This is a genomic window from Brevundimonas sp. 01N35 (assembly GCF_056399785.1).
Genome location: NZ_JBFTRZ010000002.1, coordinates 95,727 through 111,663 on the forward strand (window position 1 = coordinate 95,727; position 15,937 = coordinate 111,663).

Genomic DNA, 15,937 nt, shown 5'->3' on the forward strand with positions numbered 1-15,937 from the left:
GGCCGTCACTCCTTCGAGCGGCGCGGTTGCGCGAGCGCCGCGTCCAGGGCTTGGGCCAACTCGGCTAGCCCAGCGTCGACATCGGTCAGATGAACGCGGAGCGCCCGTCGGCCGCGTTCGACCAGCACCTCCAGATCGCCGCGCGCCTGCGCCGCCTTGACCACGCCAAAGCTGTAGCCGTGGCCCGGCACATGGATGTCGGCCGGGTCGTCGCAGGTGAGTTGCAGGAATAGGCCGCTGTTGGGTCCGCCCTTGTAGGTCTGGCCGGTCGAATGCAGGAAGCGCGGCCCGAAGCCCAGGCAGGTTGCGGCCCGGGTCTTGTCGCGGATACGGGCCCGGATCGCGGTCAGCGCCTGGCTGTGGCGCTCGTTGCGCTCGATATAGGCCAGGAGCGCCACGTAGTCGCCCGCGTGAAGACGGTCCAGATGGCTCTTCAGGTAGCCCGACAGGCTGTGGTGCCGGCCAAGGTTGGCGGCGTTGCGCGGATCGGCGTAGAGGGCGACCCCCTTGCCGCGAAACAGCGGCGCCTCTTCGGGCAGGCTTTGCGACGTCTCATAGGCCTTGGTCAGGGCCTTGGTCTTGGCCTTGCTGGCCTCGACATCGAGCTGGTCGAACGGGTTGATGGCGATGATCGCTCCGGCCACAGCCACGGCGATCTCCCAGCGGAAGAACTCCTGGCCGAGGCGCCAGATGTCCTTGATCGTGATGCGTACGACGGGGTGGCCGGCCTGCTCCAGTGCTTGCACCGCCTGGCGCAGTGCGGCCTCGCCCCGACCGTCCAGCTCGATATAGGCGAACAGCCGGTCTTGGCCGTAAAGGTCGGGGGAGGCCAGCGGTTCGTCGGCCAGGGGGATAAGGCCGCGCTCCTGCTTGCCGGTGCTCTCGGCCAAGAGCTGCTCCAGCCAGGCGCTGAGAGGCTCGATGCCCGGCGAAGCGATGATCGTCACCTTGTCGCGGCCGAACTGTTTGGCGGCCACGCCCAGGAGAATCCCCAACTGCACGCCCGGATTTTCCGCTGGCGGGACATCGGGTCCGCAGGCGTGTTGCATCGGCCGGGTGGCGCGAAGCAGGCGCGCGACATCCAGACCCATGGCCGCCGCCGGCGCCAGGCCGAAATTGGACAGCACCGAATAGCGCCCGCCGATGGAGGGCGCGCCGTAGAAGATATGGCTAAAGCCCAAGGTTCTAGCGCGCGTCTCCAGCGAAGACCCGGGGTCGGTTACGGCGATGAACTGCTCGCCCGCCTTGCCCTTGTCCTGGCCCCGCACCGCGACCACGCGGTCCATGAAGTAGTCCAGGAAGATGTTGGGCTCTAGCGTGCCGCCGGATTTGGAAGAGACGATGAACAGGGTCCGGCCGATATCGACCGCCTGTTCGACGGTCTTGATCTGGGCCGGATCGGTGCTGTCGAGCATATGGAAACGCGGCGCGCCGGGCTGGCGGCTGAAGGTCTCGGCCAGGACGGCTGGTCCCAGGCTGGAGCCGCCCATGCCCAGCAACAGCACGTCGGTGAACCCGCGCTGCCGGACTTCCTCGGCCAAGGCCTGCAGCGGCGTGAGGTCAGCCAGGGCCTCGTCCACCGAATGCAGCCAGCCCATCCACTGGTCCTCGTCCGCGCCGGTCCATAGCGTCTTGTCCCCGGCCCAGAGCCGGCGAATGCGGCCGTCCTTGCGCCACGCCTCCATCATCCTGGTCACGGCAGCCTCCAGTTCAGGCGAGCCGCAGACGATCTGCTGGTTGGAGCCTTCGCCGTTCAGTTGGCTGCGCTGGCGGGCGATGGCGGCGAACAGCCTGTCGAAGGCGTCGGCGAACTCCTGGACGCCATCGACGACCAGGGCGTTGGTGACGGCCTTCATCGACACGCCCTGCTGCTCCAGCGCCACGAGCAAGGCGCGGGCCTCGTCCACGCCCTGTTCGATGGCGTCGGCCGTGACGATGCCATGATCGCGGAAGGCGTCCATGGTCGCGGGCGGCAAGGTGTCCACGGTGTCGCGACCGATCACCGCCTCGGCATAGAGGGTATCCTTGTAGGTCGGGTTCTTGGTGCTGGTGGAGGCCCATAGCAGGCGCTGGGTCTTGGCCCCGGCTGCGGCCAGGGCTTGCCAGCGCGGGCCGGAGAACAGAGCCTGGTAGCGGCTATAGGCCAGTGTGGCGCTGGCTATGGCCGCCTTGCCGCGTAGCCCATCCGCCAAGGCCTTGTCGTTCAGCTTGTCCAGCCGCTTGTCGACCGCAATGTCGATGCGGCTGAGGAAGAAGCTTGCGACGCTGGCGATCTTGGACAGGTCGCCGCCCGCCCGTTGCCACTGCTCGAGCCCGGACAGATAGGCCTCGACCACCTGTTCATAGGCGTCCAGGGAAAACAGCAGGGTGATGTTGATGTTCAATCCACGCCCGGTCAACTCGCGGATCGCGGGGATGCCGGCGGGCGTCGCCGGAACCTTGATCATGACGTTGGGTCGATCCACCGCTTGATGCAGACGCAGGGCTTCGACGATGGTCCCTTGGGTGTCGTTGGCCAGATAGGGCGAGCATTCCAGGCTGATGTAGCCGTCCCGGCCCTCGGTCTGTTCAAAGACCGGGCGCAGAACCGCGGCGGCCGCCTGGATGTCTTCGATGGCCAGGTGTTCGTAGATGTCCGCGACGCTGTGGTCCGCGTCGGCCTGAAACGCCTTGATGGCGTCGGCGTATTCGTCGCTCTCGGCGATGGCCCTCTCGAAGATCGAGGGGTTGGAGGTCACGCCCTTCAGCCCATCATTGTCGACCAGGGCCTTCAGGCCGCCCGTCTGGATCAGGCTGCGCTTCAGATAGTCCAGCCAGATCGCCTGGCCGCAGGCCTCAAGCTGCCGCAACGGGTTCATGCGCCTTGTCCCTTTGCTTGCGCCAACTGGGCCTTGGCGGCTTCGACCACCGCGTCCGGCGTGAATCCGAACCGGGCCATCAGGTCCTTGGCGGGGGCCGACGCCCCGAAGCTGCGCATACCGATCCTGGCGCCGTCGGCCCCGACGTAGCGGTCCCAGCCGATCACTGAGCCGGCTTCCACTGACACGCGCGCCGTGACGTGGGGCGGGAGCACCCCGTCGCGATAGGTCTGGTCCTGTTGCTCGAACAACTCCCACGACGGCATGCTGACGACCCGGGCGGCCACGCCTTGGTGTTTGAGGGTCTCGAAGGCCTTCACGCAGACGCTGACTTCGCTGCCCGTGCCGATCAGGATCACGTCAGGGTCTTTGTCCTGGGCGTCCGCCATGACATAGGCGCCGCGGGCCAGCCCCTGGGCAGAGCCGTAGAGCGAGCGGTCGAAGGTCGGCAGCGCCTGACGGCTTAGCACCAGGCAAGCTGGCTGATGCTTGAGTCCGCCGATGACCCGCCAGGCCTCGACCACCTCGTTGGCGTCTGCCGGCCGCAGGACGACGAGGTTTGGAATGGCGCGCAGGCCGACAAGCTGTTCGACCGACTGATGGGTCGGACCATCCTCGCCGAGGCCGATGGAGTCGTGGGTATAGATATAGACGACAGGCAGTTGCATCAGCGCGGCGAGGCGGATGGCCGGCTTCATGTAGTCGGAGAAGATCAGGAAGCTGGAGCCGTAGGCGCGCAGCCCGGAGAGCGCCAGGCCGCTGAGGATGGCCCCCATGGCGTGCTCGCGAATGCCGAAATGCAGGTTGCGGCCGCCGTATGAGCCGGCTTCGAAACTGCCGGCCGTCTCGAAGGTGAGGTTGGTCTTGGTCGAGGGCGACAGGTCCGCCGAGCCGCCGATCAGCCAGGGATAGCGCGGCGCGATGGCGTTGATCGCCTTGGCCGACGACTCGCGGCTGGCCATGCCCTTGGCGTCGGCGGGGAAGTTGGGGAGGTCGGCGTCCCAGCCCACCGGCGGCTCGCCCTTGGCCATCTGGTCCAGTTGCTCGGCCAGGTCTGGATGCTGCGCACGATAGGCGTCGTAGCCTTTCTGCCAGGCCATTCGCACCTGCCGGCCGCGCAGGCCGATGCCGGCGTCGAAATGCTCGCGCACGCCCTCGGGGACGAGGAACTGGGCGTCTTCCGGCCAACCGTAGCTGCGCTTGGCCAAGCGGACCTCTTCCTCGCCTAGCGGCTCGCCGTGGGCGGAGCTGGTGTCCTGCTTATGCGGCGCGCCATAGCCGATATGGCTATCGACAATGATCAGGGTGGGCGTGTTCTGGGTTGCGCGGAAGCGCTCAAGGGCCTCGGCTATGCGCGGGGTGTCGTTGGCGTCGCCGACATGGATAACGTTCCAGCCATAGGCCAGGAAACGCGCCCCGACATCCTCGGTGAAGGCCAGATCCGTGTGACCTTCGATGGTGATGTTGTTGGCGTCGTAGATCCAGCAGAGGTTGCCCAGCATCAGGTGGCCGGCGATCGAGGCGGCCTCGCTGCTGACCCCTTCCATCAGGTCGCCGTCGCTGCACAGGACATAGACGTCGTGGTCGAAGACGGCGAAGTCGGGCTGGTTGAAATGCTTGGCCAGCCAGCGCTCGGCGATGGCCATGCCGACGCTGTTCCCGCAGCCCTGACCGAGCGGACCGGTCGTCGTCTCAACGCCCGTCGTGTGGCCATACTCCGGATGACCCGGGCATTTGCTGTCCAACTGGCGGAAGGCCTTGATGTCGTCGAGCGAGACGGCGGGGGCGTCCAGAAGCTCCTGATCCGGGCCCGTCGCCATGACCCCGGCCAGATGCAACATCGAGTAGAGCAGCATCGAGGCGTGGCCGTTGGACAGCACGAAGCGGTCGCGGTTCAGCCACAACGGGTCGGTGGGATCGTAGCGCAAGAAGCGCTGCCACAGGGTGTAGATCACGGGCGCCAAGGCCATCGGCGTGCCGGGGTGGCCGGACTCGGCCTTTTGTACGGCATCCATCGACAAGGTGCGGATGGTGTCGATGCAAAGGCGGTCGATGGTCATGACACCCTGTTTCGCCTCGTCGCAATCCGGCTACCCCATTTCGAAACTCACGGGGGAAAGCGAAGTTGCAGCGGCCGGAGAAGGCGCCTGCGGAATAAGCTTGCAGCGCCAAGCGGCAAACCGACGCCTGAAGCCGGAATCAGAGATCCGGGTTTCTTTGAATTTCAGCTAGTTCAGCGGGTGAAGGCGGCGCGATCAGGTCTCAAATGTTCATGGGCCACCGCCGTCACGCGCCGCCCGAGAGCGAAGCCGACGGGGAGGGCTTCGAACAGGGGCGTGAAGGCCTCGTCACGCAAGTTCAATCCACCGGCATAGGCGCCGAAGGCGGGCAGGATCAGGCGGCGACCGTCCGAGGCGAAGCAACGGCGCCGCACGCTGCCCGCGGGGCCGTGGATGCGAGCACAGGGGTGCAGGTGTCCGGCGACCTCGCCGAGTGCGGGATAGGGGGAGGGATCGTGGCGGAGGGTCAATCCGGCGACCGCGACAACCGCCGCCGTCTCGCCGCCCAGGTCGCCGGCGCCGTCGGGGTCGTGGTTGCCGCAGACCCAGATCAGCCGTAGCCGATCCGCCAGGGCGGCGATCCGCGCCCGCTCTGATGAGGCGATGCGGGTCTCCGCGTCGCCGTCGTGCAGGGTGTCGCCCAGCAGGACGACCGAGCGAGGCGCCAGTGCGCCGACCTCGCGCTCCAGCCGGTCCAGGGTCTCACGCGTGTCGTAGGGCGGCAGCAACTGACCTCGTGCGGCGTAGGCTGAACCCTTTTCCAGGTGCAGGTCCGCGACGACCAGCATCCGTTCCTGCGCCAGCCAAAGAGCGCCTGAGGCCCGCAGCACGACCTCGACGTTGGCGACGCGGATGGTCAGGGCGCCGTCGTCGGTCGCCGCGCCGATCCCCAAAGCGGTCAAGACATGGCCTCGTCTATTAGGGCGGCGTCCTCCAGCATCATGTCGACCGCCGAAGTCCCCGGCGCCCGCTCTTTTCCGATCTCCATCAGCAGGGGAACGGCAAAGGGGGACAGATGCGCCAGCCGCTCGACGCGGATGCGGCCGGATATCCGCGTCAGCAGTTCGCCCAAACGCGCGACGTCCAACAGGCCTCGCGCTGCATCTTCGCGCGCGCAGGACAGCAGCAGATGGTCGGGGTCGTGTCGGCGCAGGGTGTCGTAGATCAGGTCCGCCGAGAAGGTGACCTGACGGTTGTTTTTCTCATGCCCCGGCATACGTCGCTCAATCAGGCCGGCGATCAGAGCGCACTCCTTGAAGGCGCGTTTCATCATGAAGCTTTCGTCCAGCCAGGCTTCCAGATCATCCCCCAGCATGTCCTGCTGGAACAGGGCGTCGAAATCGAGGCCGTCCATCGACCGCATGGCCCAGACGCACAGGGCGTAGTCGTTGGCCAGATAGCCGATCGGTCCGACCCCGGCGCGGTCCAGCCGCCGCGTGACCAACATGGCCAGGGTGGTGTGCGCCAGGCGCCCCTCGAACGGATAGCAGATCATGAAATGCCGTTTGCCCCGGCTGAAGGTCTCGACCAGCAGATCGTCTTCGCCCGGGAGGCTGGAATGCTCCTTCTGGGCGTGCAGCCATTCGCAGACGTCGGGCGGCAGGCGCGACCAGGAGGCCTCGTCGCTCATCATCTGTCGTACCCGCTTGGCCAGATAGGTCGACAGGGGGAATTTCGAGCCGCCCCAACTGGGGACCTTGGGCTCTGTTTCCGCCGAGCGGGTGACGATGGCGTCGGCGCCCTCGACCCCTTCAAAGCGCCAGACCTGGCCGGCGAACAGGAAGCTGTCGCCTGGCGAAAGTTGCTCGAAATAGGCTTCCTCGGCCTGGCCGATCTTGCGGCCGGCGCCGCGCCGTCCAGGCAGGCGGATGTTCAGCGTCTGGGCGGTGACTATGACGCCGACGTTCATGCGGTGACGCCGCGCCATCTCCTCAGTGCGGACCCGCCACAGGCCGTCAGGACCTCGGATCAGACGCCGGAAGCGGTCATAGGTCCTGAGCGCATAGCCGCCGGTCGAAACGAAATCGACGACCTGTTCGTAGGCCTCCCACGTCAGGTCGGCATAGGGCGCGGCGCGGGTCACCTCGGCGTAGAGCGCCTCCAGATCGAACGGCTCCGAGCAGCCACAGCCCATGACGTGCTGGGCCAGGACGTCCCGGGCGCCGGTGCGGGGCGGATCGCCGTCCAGGGCGTTCTCGGCCACGGCCTCCGCCGCCGCCTGGCACTCGAGCATCTCGAACCGGCTGGCGGGCACGAGGACGGCGCGCGAGGGCTCGTCCAGCCGGTGGTTGGCCCGGCCGATCCGCTGCACCAGTCGCGACGAGCCCTTGGGCGCGGCCAATTGGATGACCAGGTCCACCGATCCCCAGTCGATACCCAGGTCCAGCGTCGAGGTGCAGACCACGGCCCTTAATTCGTTGCGCGCCATCGCCGCCTCGACACGCCGACGCTGTTCGGCCGACAGGCTGCCGTGGTGCAGGGCTATGGGCAGATTGTCGTCGTTCAGCCGCCACAGTTCCTGGAAGGCGAACTCGGCCTGCCAGCGGGTGTTGACGAAGATTAGGGTGGTGCGCGCCGTCTTGATGGTCTCATAGACCTCGGCCATGGCGTGCTGGGCGGTATGGCCGGCCCAGGGCACGTGGTTTTCGGACAGCAGGATCTCCAGCTGAGGCGGCGCGCCGGCCTGGCCCAGGACGATGTCGTCGCCGCGATCCGACAGCCAACGTCGCACGCGCGCCGGATCATCCACCGTCGCCGACAGGCCGACGCAGCGCAGGTGCGGCGCGAAGCTCCGCAGGCGGGCCAGTCCCAGCGCCAGAAGGTCGCCGCGCTTGGAGCCGTGGATGGCGTGGATCTCGTCGATGACCACGCAGCGCAGATTTTCGAAATAGCCACGCGCTCCCTCCCAGGCGCAGAACAGGGCCAGTTGCTCGGGCGTGGTCAGCAGGATGTCGGGCGGGGCGATCCGCTGGCGCTGACGGCGGGCCTGACCGGTGTCGCCGGTGCGCGATTCGACGACTATGGGCAGGTCCATCTCGCGCACCGGCGTCAGCAGGTTGCGCTCCACATCCACGGCCAGAGCCTTTAGCGGGGAAATATAGAGAGTGTGCAGCGATTTCGGCCCGTTGCGAGGGTCGCGCTCGGCCAGGTCGATCAGGCTGGGCAGGAAGCCGGCCAGGGTCTTGCCCCCGCCGGTCGGCGCGACCAGCAGGACGTCGGCGTCTGCGTCAGCCTTTTCGATCATGGCCAGTTGATGCGCGCGCGCAGACCAGCCGCGCTCGGCGAACCAGTCGCGAAAACGGGGCGGCAGCAGGTCGGAAGCGGAGACGCTGAGATCCAAGTCGGCGGGTCCAGAGGGCGAAGCGACGAATATAGGGGCGTTCCCCTTCCGTTTCATCTCTCGATCTGATCCAGCATCCGCTCCAGCGTCGTCAGTTCGTCGGCCTCCTTGGCCGGCTTGTCCCAGCGGATGCGGCTGATGCGGGGAAAGCGCATGGCCACGCCGGACTTGTGGCGTTTCGACCGCTGCAGGCCCTCGAACGCCACCTCCAGCACCAGGCCGAACTCGCGCGTGGCGGTGACCGAGCGCACCGGGCCGAAGCGTTCGACGGTGTGGTCGCGCACGAACTTGTCGAGCTGTTTCAACTCCTCGTCGGTGAAGCCGAAATAGGCCTTCCCAACCGGGGTGAGGGCGTGGATCCCGTCCACGTCCTCGGTCCAGACGCCGAAGGTGTAGTCGGAATAGAAGCTGGACCGCTTGCCGTGGCCGCGCTGGGCGTACATCAGCACGGCGTCGATCAGGTGCGGGTCGCGCTTCCACTTGAACCACGGACCGCGTGGACGGCCCGCCTCATAGACGCTGTCCAGCCGTTTCAGCATCAGGCCCTCGGCGGCTTGCGGATCGCCAGGCGGCGGCGCAGCCCGCCGGGCGGCGAGATCGTCCCAGCGGTCGAAAGGGACGAGTGGCGACAGGTCGATGCGGTCCGATCCTGTCGCGGCGACGAAGGCTTCCAGCCGGACGCGACGCTCGGCGAAGGGCAGGGCGCGCAGATCCTCGCCGTGGGTGGCCAGCAGGTCGTAGGCGCGTATGCCGGCCGGATGGCTGACCATCAGTTTGGCGTCTGCGGTCTTGCGGTTCAGCCGCTGCTGCAGGTCGCCGAAGGGCGCGACCCGGCCGTCGCGAAGCACCAGCAGTTCGCCGTCGATCGCCCCCTCATAGGTCAGGGCGGCGACCACGTCAGGGAAGGCGCCGGACACGTCCTCGCCGGTGCGGCTGTAGAGGCGTTTGACGCCGCTCTCGCTGACGGCCTGGACGCGGATTCCGTCCCATTTCCATTCGGCGGCGTAGGCGGCGGGGTCCAGCTTGGGCAGGTCGACGGCCTCGTCGATCGGTTGGGCCAGCATGACGGGGCGGAAGCGGCCGTGGGCCATGGCCGAGGGGCGCTCGGCCTTGCCGTCCAGCCAAGCCAGAAGGTCGGCGTAGGGCGGGTTCTGGGCGTGCCAGACCTCCTGAATGGCCGCGACTTCGACGCCGCCGAAATCCGCGGCCGCCTGCCAGGCCAGCCGCGCCGAGACGCCGACGCGCAGGCCGCCGGTCACCAGTTTCAGCAAGGCCCAGCGCCCGTCGGCGTCCAGGGCGTCGAGCCAGCCTTCCAGCAGGCCCTGAACCTCGCCGCGTTTGGCCGTGTTCAGCGTGTCGACCACCTCCGACAGCTCCGGCTCGCGGTTGGCCCCGTGACGGGTCGGCCAGATCAGGGCAGCGGTCTCGGCCAGATCGCCGACGTAGTCGTAGGACAGGCGGAACAACTCGGGATCCACCCGCGCCTCGACTGCCTGACGGATCATGGCCGGCTTGGCGGCGGTGAAGGACAGGGCGCCGGTCAGGGCGGCCAGGGCCCAGCCCCGGTCGGGATCGGGCGCGTCGGCCAGATGGTCGCGGATCAGCCGCAGCTTGGCGTTGCGCGACGCCGTGAACGACAGGCGGTCCAGCAGGGCGGCGAAGGCGCGCATCAGTCGTCGTCCTCGTCTTCGTAGCCGACAAGGTGTAGGGCGCGCGCCGTCAGCCCCTGCAGTTCAGCCCAGCGGCGCAGGGCGTCGTCGCGGCCATGGGTGATCCAGATCTCCTGTGGCGACAGTTCGGTCAGCGTGGCGGTCAGTTCGTCCCAGTCGGCGTGGTCCGACAGGATTAGCGGCAGTTCGACGCCCCGCTGGCGGACCCGCGCCCGCACGCGCATCCACCCCGAGGCGAAGGCCGTGACCGGATCGGGGAACCGTCGGCTCCAACGGTCGGCGATGGCCGAAGGCGGGGCGATGACGATCCGTCCGGCGAAGTCCGCCTTCGATCCTGTCGCGGGGGCCAGGGATCCCAGGTCGACGCCGAAATGCTCGTACAGCCGGTTCAATCGCTCCAGCGCGCCGTGGACATAGATGGTCTCGTCATAGCCAGTCTCTCGCAGCAGTCTGATCACCCGCTGCGCCTTGCCGAGCGCATAGGCCCCGACCAGGTGGGCGCGCTCGGGAAACTGGACCACCGAGCGCAGCAGGCGACCGATTTCCAGAGTGTCCGGCGGATGGCGAAAGACCGGCAGGCCGAAGGTCGCCTCGGTGATGAAGATGTCGCTGGGCACCGGCTCGAAAGGGGCGCAGGTCGGGTCGCGCCGGCGTTTGTAGTCGCCCGAGGCCGTGACCGTCAGTCCGTCCTGCCGCACCGTCGCCTGGGCCGAGCCCAGAACATGGCCGGCCGGCGCCAGAGACACCTCGGCGTTTCCGATCCTGAGCCGTTCGCCATAGGCCAGGGCCTGCTTCCGCCCGGCGAAGTCCGCGCCGTAGCGTTCGCCCATGATGGCCAGGGTCTCGGCGGTGGCCAGGACGGCGCCGTGGCCCGCCCGGGCATGGTCGGCATGGCCGTGGGTGATGACCGCCCGGTCCACCGGGCGCGACGGGTCAATGTAGAAGTCGCCTTCCGGGCACCACAGGCCAGCGGGTGTGGGTCGGAGAACGGAAACGGGACGATGATCGGGCGTGGGCATGCGGGTGCGGGGCGCTCCTGATGGGTGTCATTCGCGGATCCCGCAATCGGGCCTTCGGCAGACAATGGGAAACGCACCTTGTCGGGTGGTGTTGCACGTCGCCTGGAAGATGAAGTCGTCGACCTGAAGTCGGCCTCTTACAAACGCAACTATCCTGAAGGCGATCGGGGCCTGCTGACGGTTCACCCCTCCCATCTGTCGCGCCTGCCGGATGTTGAGGCCCGTCGTCGGGAGCGGCGGACGTTGGTCGCGGACCTCAGGGCCGCGAAGAGGGAAACGGTCCTGCTTTAAAGGTGGAGGATCGGCAATGCGGCGTGGACGCGGCGCTCAAAGCTCCCTTTTTGCTTGCTGCCGAACGATTTGAGGCCCTGCGCATTCAGCCAGGAACCCCTGACAATCGCACGGAAAGAAACGCCCATGGCCAACCCGCCCGTTGACGACGACCACCCCGGCCAAGCTGGTGAACTCCACCAGACCGCTTCAACCCCCGAGACACGCACCACCACCAACCATGGCGCGCCGATCAGCGACAACCAGAACTCGCTCAGGGCCGGCCCGAGGGGCTCGACCCTGCTGGAGGACTTCATCCTTCGCGAGAAGATCCAGCACTTTGACCATGAGCGTATTCCGGAGCGGATCGTCCATGCGCGCGGCTCGGCCGCCCACGGTTTCTTCGAACTGACCCAGAGTCTGGAACCCTACACTACGGCTAAAATCCTGACCGAAGTCGGGAAGAAGACGGAGGTCTTCACTCGCTTCTCGACGGTGGCCGGCGGGGCGGGGTCGGTCGATACGCCGCGCGACGTGCGCGGCTTTGCGGTGAAGTTTTATACGACCGAGGGCAATTGGGACCTGGTCGGGAACAACATCCCCGTCTTCTTCATCCAGGACGCGATCAAGTTTCCCGACCTGATCCATGCGGTGAAGATGGAGGCGGACCGCGGCTATCCCCAGGCGGCCAGCGCCCATGACACCTTCTGGGACTTCATCGGCCTGATGCCTGAGAGCACCCACATGGTCATGTGGGCCATGTCGGACCGAGCCATTCCGCGGTCGCTGCGCATGATCGAAGGCTTCGGCGTCAACACCTTCCGCCTGATCAACGCCAAGGGGGAGGCGACCTTCGTCAAATTCCACTGGCGGCCCAGGCTCGGGACCCAGTCGACCTGCTGGGACGAGGCGGTCAAGATCGCCGGGGCCGACCCCGACTACCACCGCCGCGACCTGTTCGAGGCCATCGATCAGGGCGACTTCCCGGAGTGGGAGTTCGCGGTCCAGCTTCTAAGCCAGGCCGAGGCCGACGCCCTGCCATTCGACATTCTCGACGCGACCAAGCTGATCCCCGAAGAGGATCATCCTCTGCGGGTCATCGGCCGCATGGTCCTGAACCGAAACCCGGACAACTTCTTCGCCGAGACCGAGCAGGCCGCCTTCCTGCCGACCAACATCGTGCCGGGCGTCGACTTCTCGGAAGATCCCCTGCTGCAGGGGCGGCTCTTCTCCTATCAGGACACCCAGTTGTCGCGACTGGGGACCGTCAACTTCCATCAGATCCCGATCAACCGGGCCAAGGGTTGTCCCTTCCAGAACTTCCAGCGTGACGGCCATATGCAGACACAGGTCTTCAAGGGGCGCGCGAACTACGAGCCCAACAGCCTAGCCGAGGCAGGGGAGGAGGGCGGATCGCGTGAGGATTCGCAAGGCGGCTTCCGCACCGCCGCGATCCCGATGGAAGGCGAAAAAGTCAGGCTGCGCGCCGAGAGCTTCGCCGATCACTACAGCCAGGCCCGGCTCTTCTTCCGGTCGCAGACGGAGATCGAACAGGCCCATCTGGCCAGCGCGCTTGTGTTTGAGCTGTCGAAGGTAACGCTCGACCACGTCCGGGCGCGCGTCCTGGCCAATCTTCGCAATGTCGACGAGACCCTCGCCAAGCGGGTGGCGGAGGGCATGAGCGTGTCCCTGCCCCAGGCGTCAGCGCCGGCCGCGGCGCCCATCGACCTCGAACCGTCGCCGGCGCTGCGGATCGTCGGCAAGTACCCGGGTACGCTCAAGGGCCGCAAGGTCGGGATTCTGGTCGCCGACGGCTCCGACGGCGCTGTGGTCGAGGCTGTTCGCAAGGTCGTGGAAGGGGACGGGGGCGCCGTATTCATCGTCGCGCCGAAGATCGGTGGGGCGAAATTGGCGGACGGATCCGTCCTCGCCGCTAACGGCCAACTCGCCGGAAGTCCGTCAGTGCTGTTCGACGCCGTGGCGATCATCCTGTCGGACGACGGCTGCATCCAGCTTCTGAAGGAGGGCGCCGCCGTCGACTTCGCCAAAGACGCCTTCGGGCATCTCAAGGCCATCGGTCACACGCCGCAGGCCCGGCCGCTGCTGGACAGGGCGGGCGTTGAGCCAGGCGACGGCGTGGTGGACGTCGCTGCCTCCGCCAAGGCCTTCCTGTCGCCAGCGCGCACCCGTCAGTGGGAGCGCGAGTCCAGGGTGCGGACGCTGGCCTGAAGACGGCATGCTCCACCCGGGCGAACACCCCGGCCCGACGGGGTGGTCGTTTAGCTCGACGCGTTGCAGGAGGACGATGCGAGCGTTTCCGCAAACTTGCTGAGCGCGCGGAAGCCGTCCTGATTGGTGGTGGCGGCGGCGACAGCCGTGCCTTGCGCGGGGGCATAGTAGGCGACGGTGCCCCAGAAGCCGGAGTGCCAATAGGTTTCGGCCTCGCCGTCGCGTCGGGCCATGAGGCCCAGTCGATAATGATCTCCGCCCGGATGTTCGGCGGGGCGGATCATCGTATTCAAGGTGTCCGGGCGGTCGAAGATCCGTCCTTCGAACAGCGCCGCCATGAAGCGCGCCACGTCGCGCGTCGACATCACCAGACCTCCGCCTCCATACAGATCCATGGAGGCGTGGATGTCGGTGGCGTCGCGTTCGCCAAGAAACTGCCGGGCGCGTGGGGCTGCGCCGGGGGGTGGGGCTTCCATCTCCTCCCACCAAGTCGCGGTCAGACCCAGGCGATCGAGGTGCAACTGCTCGCGTACGGCGGCGGCGATCGTACTGCCGGTGATCCGCTCGATGATGTCGCCCAGCAGGATATAGCCGGTGTCCGAGTAGAGGAATTTCTCGCCCGGCAGGCCTTGCGGGCCGGCGTACTCCATCGACAGCCGCACCAGGTCCTCACGCGACCAGCGCCGGTCGGGCGCGGCGAACAGAGTCTGGATGAAGCGCGGGTCCGAGCCGTGGTCGTAGAGGCCCGAGGTATGATTGAGCAGTTGGCGCACCGTGATCCGCGCCGTGTCGTAACCGCGCTCGCGCAGGATCAGGTCCAGCGCCGGCGTCAGCAGGGGGCGGATCGGCGACTCGATATCCAGCCGGCCTTGTTCCCACAGGCGCAAGGCCGTGGCGGCGGTGAAGGTCTTGGTGTTGCTGGCGATGCGCAGGGGCGTATCGACCGTCATCGGCCGGCCGGTCTCGGGATCGGCTGGGCCGGAGGCCGCGCTTAGCCCGCCCGGTTGGCAGCGCCCTTCGATGGAGACGGCGCTGGGCCGAGGCAGGTCGGCGAGGGCGGATTGAAGATCGCGCTCCAGCAGCATGGCCGCCATCAGGCTGAGGGTGCCGGTCACGCGGAAGCCGGACGGGTGTCAGGGGTCAGTTGTTCGTAGGCGAGGCGCCAGCCCGCCGGGGTGCGACGCATCAGGTTCACGCCCTGGCCCCCGCCGCTTAGGCGTCGGCCATCGGCCATAGTTCCCCGATAGGTGTAGCGAAACGCGCAGGCGGCGGCGTCCGCGCCGTCGATCAGCCATTCGGGGTCGGTCATCTCATAGACCTCGTCCGGCAGGATTGACCATGTGCGCTCGAACCCGGCGCGCACGGCGGCGATGCCCGCGTCGCGTCGGTCGGAGAAGACGAAGATCGCGTCGGACGCGATCACCCGCTGCTCCAGCAGGTTGAAGTCATGGGCGTTGATCAGGCCGCGATAGAGTTCGAACAGGCCTTCGGCCGTGGCGCTGTCTGGGCCGCGAGCCAGGGCGCCGCTGGTGGGCAGGGCAGTTGCGGCGCCGGCGGCCAGAGACAGCAGCAGCCGTCGGTTCAGGGGGGCGGGGGGTGTCATGCAAAGGCCTCCGAACGGACCTTGGCGGGCTCCGCGACGCTTGAGGGCGGGTTGAGACGCAGCATTTCGAACCTCTGGGTGCGAGGGGTGGCGCCGAAGCGTTTGAACGCGCGGGCAATGGGGGATTGAGCGGGCTCGTCGGCGAGGCTGAGGCGACGCCCGCGGGTTCGCGCGGCGAGCGAGGCGATCAGGGCCTCGGCGGCCTGGTCGTTTTCCGCCGCTGCGTCGATGAGGTAGGTGACGCCGCTGCGAGCCTGTTCAACCGCATAGGCGGCCAAGCCCGTGGGGCTGCGCCACCCCAGGATGGTCAGGCGGTCCCGCCGCACGGCGCGCTCGACAGCCTCCAGTTCACGCTGCCAGGGCGCGGCGCTGACGCCGACGTGCATGCGGCGATGCAATCGGGCCAGGTCGTCAGGCGGAATAACCTCAAGCGGGTCCGCGCCGCCGCCCACGGCGGCGCTGTTGAAGCTGTCGAGCCGCCGACGGTCGATGAAGCCGGCCGAGGCGTAGAGGCGGCGCGCCTTGTTCGTGGTCATGACCTCCAGCCGCGTCGAGACGATGCCGGCTGCCTCCAGAACCCGGCATTGATGGCGCAGCAAATCCGAACCGACGCCGGTGCGTCGGTGGGCCGCGACGACGCCGAAGCCGCCGATCCAGGCCTCGCCCTGGGATCTCGCGGCCAGGGACAGGCCGACCGGCGTATCGCCCACGGTCGCGACCTGAGAGAGCGTCCGATCGACGCCTGACCCCTCGATGAAGCGCGCCAGTTCGTCCTCGGTGAAGGGCAAGGGGACGGGATAGTTGGCGTAGATTTCACGCCACAGCAGGGTCAGTTCGCCGGGCGGCAGGACGTCTGCGGGATGGTTCCCGGTGGGCGAGGCTTTCAAG

Annotated in this window: 10 protein-coding genes; 1 reads left to right on the forward strand and 9 read right to left on the reverse strand. The window is 67.5% G+C overall.

The features are described from left to right. Positions 1 to 5 precede the first annotated feature (5 nt). From AC1DJ5_RS02175 to AC1DJ5_RS02200, 6 genes are all read right to left on the reverse strand, one after another. Complete coding sequence (locus AC1DJ5_RS02175) at positions 6 to 2,858, reverse strand: bifunctional transaldolase/phosoglucose isomerase (protein WP_477019528.1); 2,853 nt, start codon at positions 2,856 to 2,858, stop codon at positions 6 to 8. Then, positions 2,855 to 4,918: a transketolase gene (tkt, locus tag AC1DJ5_RS02180; RefSeq protein ID WP_477019529.1), complete on the reverse strand. Its 2,064-nt coding sequence runs from the start codon at positions 4,916 to 4,918 to the stop codon at positions 2,855 to 2,857. Before tkt ends, AC1DJ5_RS02175 begins: the two co-directional genes overlap by 4 nt. 173 nt (positions 4,919 to 5,091) lie before the next feature. Then, complete coding sequence (gene pdeM, locus AC1DJ5_RS02185; protein WP_441453524.1) at positions 5,092 to 5,820, reverse strand: ligase-associated DNA damage response endonuclease PdeM; 729 nt, start codon at positions 5,818 to 5,820, stop codon at positions 5,092 to 5,094. Then, a complete protein-coding gene (locus tag AC1DJ5_RS02190; RefSeq protein ID WP_477019530.1) occupies positions 5,817 to 8,258 on the reverse strand; it encodes a ligase-associated DNA damage response DEXH box helicase in 2,442 nt (813 codons plus the stop codon). The genes pdeM and AC1DJ5_RS02190 overlap by 4 nt, the downstream gene beginning before the upstream one ends. A gap of 53 nt (positions 8,259 to 8,311) precedes the next feature. After that, positions 8,312 to 9,928 carry a cisplatin damage response ATP-dependent DNA ligase gene (locus tag AC1DJ5_RS02195; protein ID WP_477019531.1) on the reverse strand — a complete coding sequence of 539 codons (1,617 nt, stop codon included), beginning with the start codon at positions 9,926 to 9,928 and terminating at the stop codon, positions 8,312 to 8,314. Continuing rightward, entirely contained in the window at positions 9,928 to 10,947 is a 1,020-nt protein-coding gene (locus AC1DJ5_RS02200; RefSeq protein ID WP_477019532.1) for a ligase-associated DNA damage response exonuclease, read from the reverse strand. Before AC1DJ5_RS02200 ends, AC1DJ5_RS02195 begins: the two co-directional genes overlap by 1 nt. Before the next feature lie 417 nt (positions 10,948 to 11,364). Between AC1DJ5_RS02200 and AC1DJ5_RS02205 the strand changes: the two genes are divergently transcribed. Next, on the forward strand, positions 11,365 to 13,446 hold the full coding sequence (locus AC1DJ5_RS02205; RefSeq protein WP_477019533.1) for a catalase: 2,082 nt from the start codon (positions 11,365 to 11,367) through the stop codon (positions 13,444 to 13,446). 50 nt (positions 13,447 to 13,496) lie between these two features. Here AC1DJ5_RS02205 and AC1DJ5_RS02210 read toward each other — a convergent pair whose 3' ends face one another. The 3 genes from AC1DJ5_RS02210 to AC1DJ5_RS02220 are packed head-to-tail and all read right to left on the reverse strand — an operon-like array spanning position 13,497 to position 15,936. Next, the gene (locus AC1DJ5_RS02210) at positions 13,497 to 14,561 is read right to left on the reverse strand and encodes a serine hydrolase domain-containing protein (protein ID WP_477019534.1); all 1,065 of its coding nucleotides are present in this window, start codon (positions 14,559 to 14,561) and stop codon (positions 13,497 to 13,499) included. Further along, the gene (locus AC1DJ5_RS02215; RefSeq protein WP_477019535.1) at positions 14,558 to 15,049 is read right to left on the reverse strand and encodes a YybH family protein; all 492 of its coding nucleotides are present in this window, start codon (positions 15,047 to 15,049) and stop codon (positions 14,558 to 14,560) included. The genes AC1DJ5_RS02210 and AC1DJ5_RS02215 overlap by 4 nt, the downstream gene beginning before the upstream one ends. Beyond that, positions 15,046 to 15,936 (reverse strand): GNAT family N-acetyltransferase, encoded by an 891-nt coding sequence (locus AC1DJ5_RS02220; RefSeq protein ID WP_477019536.1) that lies wholly within the window; start codon positions 15,934 to 15,936, stop codon positions 15,046 to 15,048. Before AC1DJ5_RS02220 ends, AC1DJ5_RS02215 begins: the two co-directional genes overlap by 4 nt. Position 15,937: the final 1 nt, after the last annotated feature.

Excerpts from the sequence above, each read along its gene's own strand:
- AC1DJ5_RS02200 (WP_477019532.1), bottom strand. The coding sequence starts at position 10,947 with ATGCCCACGCCCGATCATCGTCCCGTTTCCGTTCTCCGACCCACACCC.
- AC1DJ5_RS02195 (WP_477019531.1), bottom strand. The coding sequence starts at position 9,928 with ATGCGCGCCTTCGCCGCCCTGCTGGACCGCCTGTCGTTCACGGCGTCG.
- AC1DJ5_RS02215 (WP_477019535.1), bottom strand. The coding sequence starts at position 15,049 with ATGACACCCCCCGCCCCCCTGAACCGACGGCTGCTGCTGTCTCTGGCC.
- AC1DJ5_RS02175 (WP_477019528.1), bottom strand. The coding sequence starts at position 2,858 with ATGAACCCGTTGCGGCAGCTTGAGGCCTGCGGCCAGGCGATCTGGCTG.
- tkt (WP_477019529.1), bottom strand. The coding sequence starts at position 4,918 with ATGACCATCGACCGCCTTTGCATCGACACCATCCGCACCTTGTCGATG.
- AC1DJ5_RS02205 (WP_477019533.1), top strand. The coding sequence starts at position 11,365 with ATGGCCAACCCGCCCGTTGACGACGACCACCCCGGCCAAGCTGGTGAA.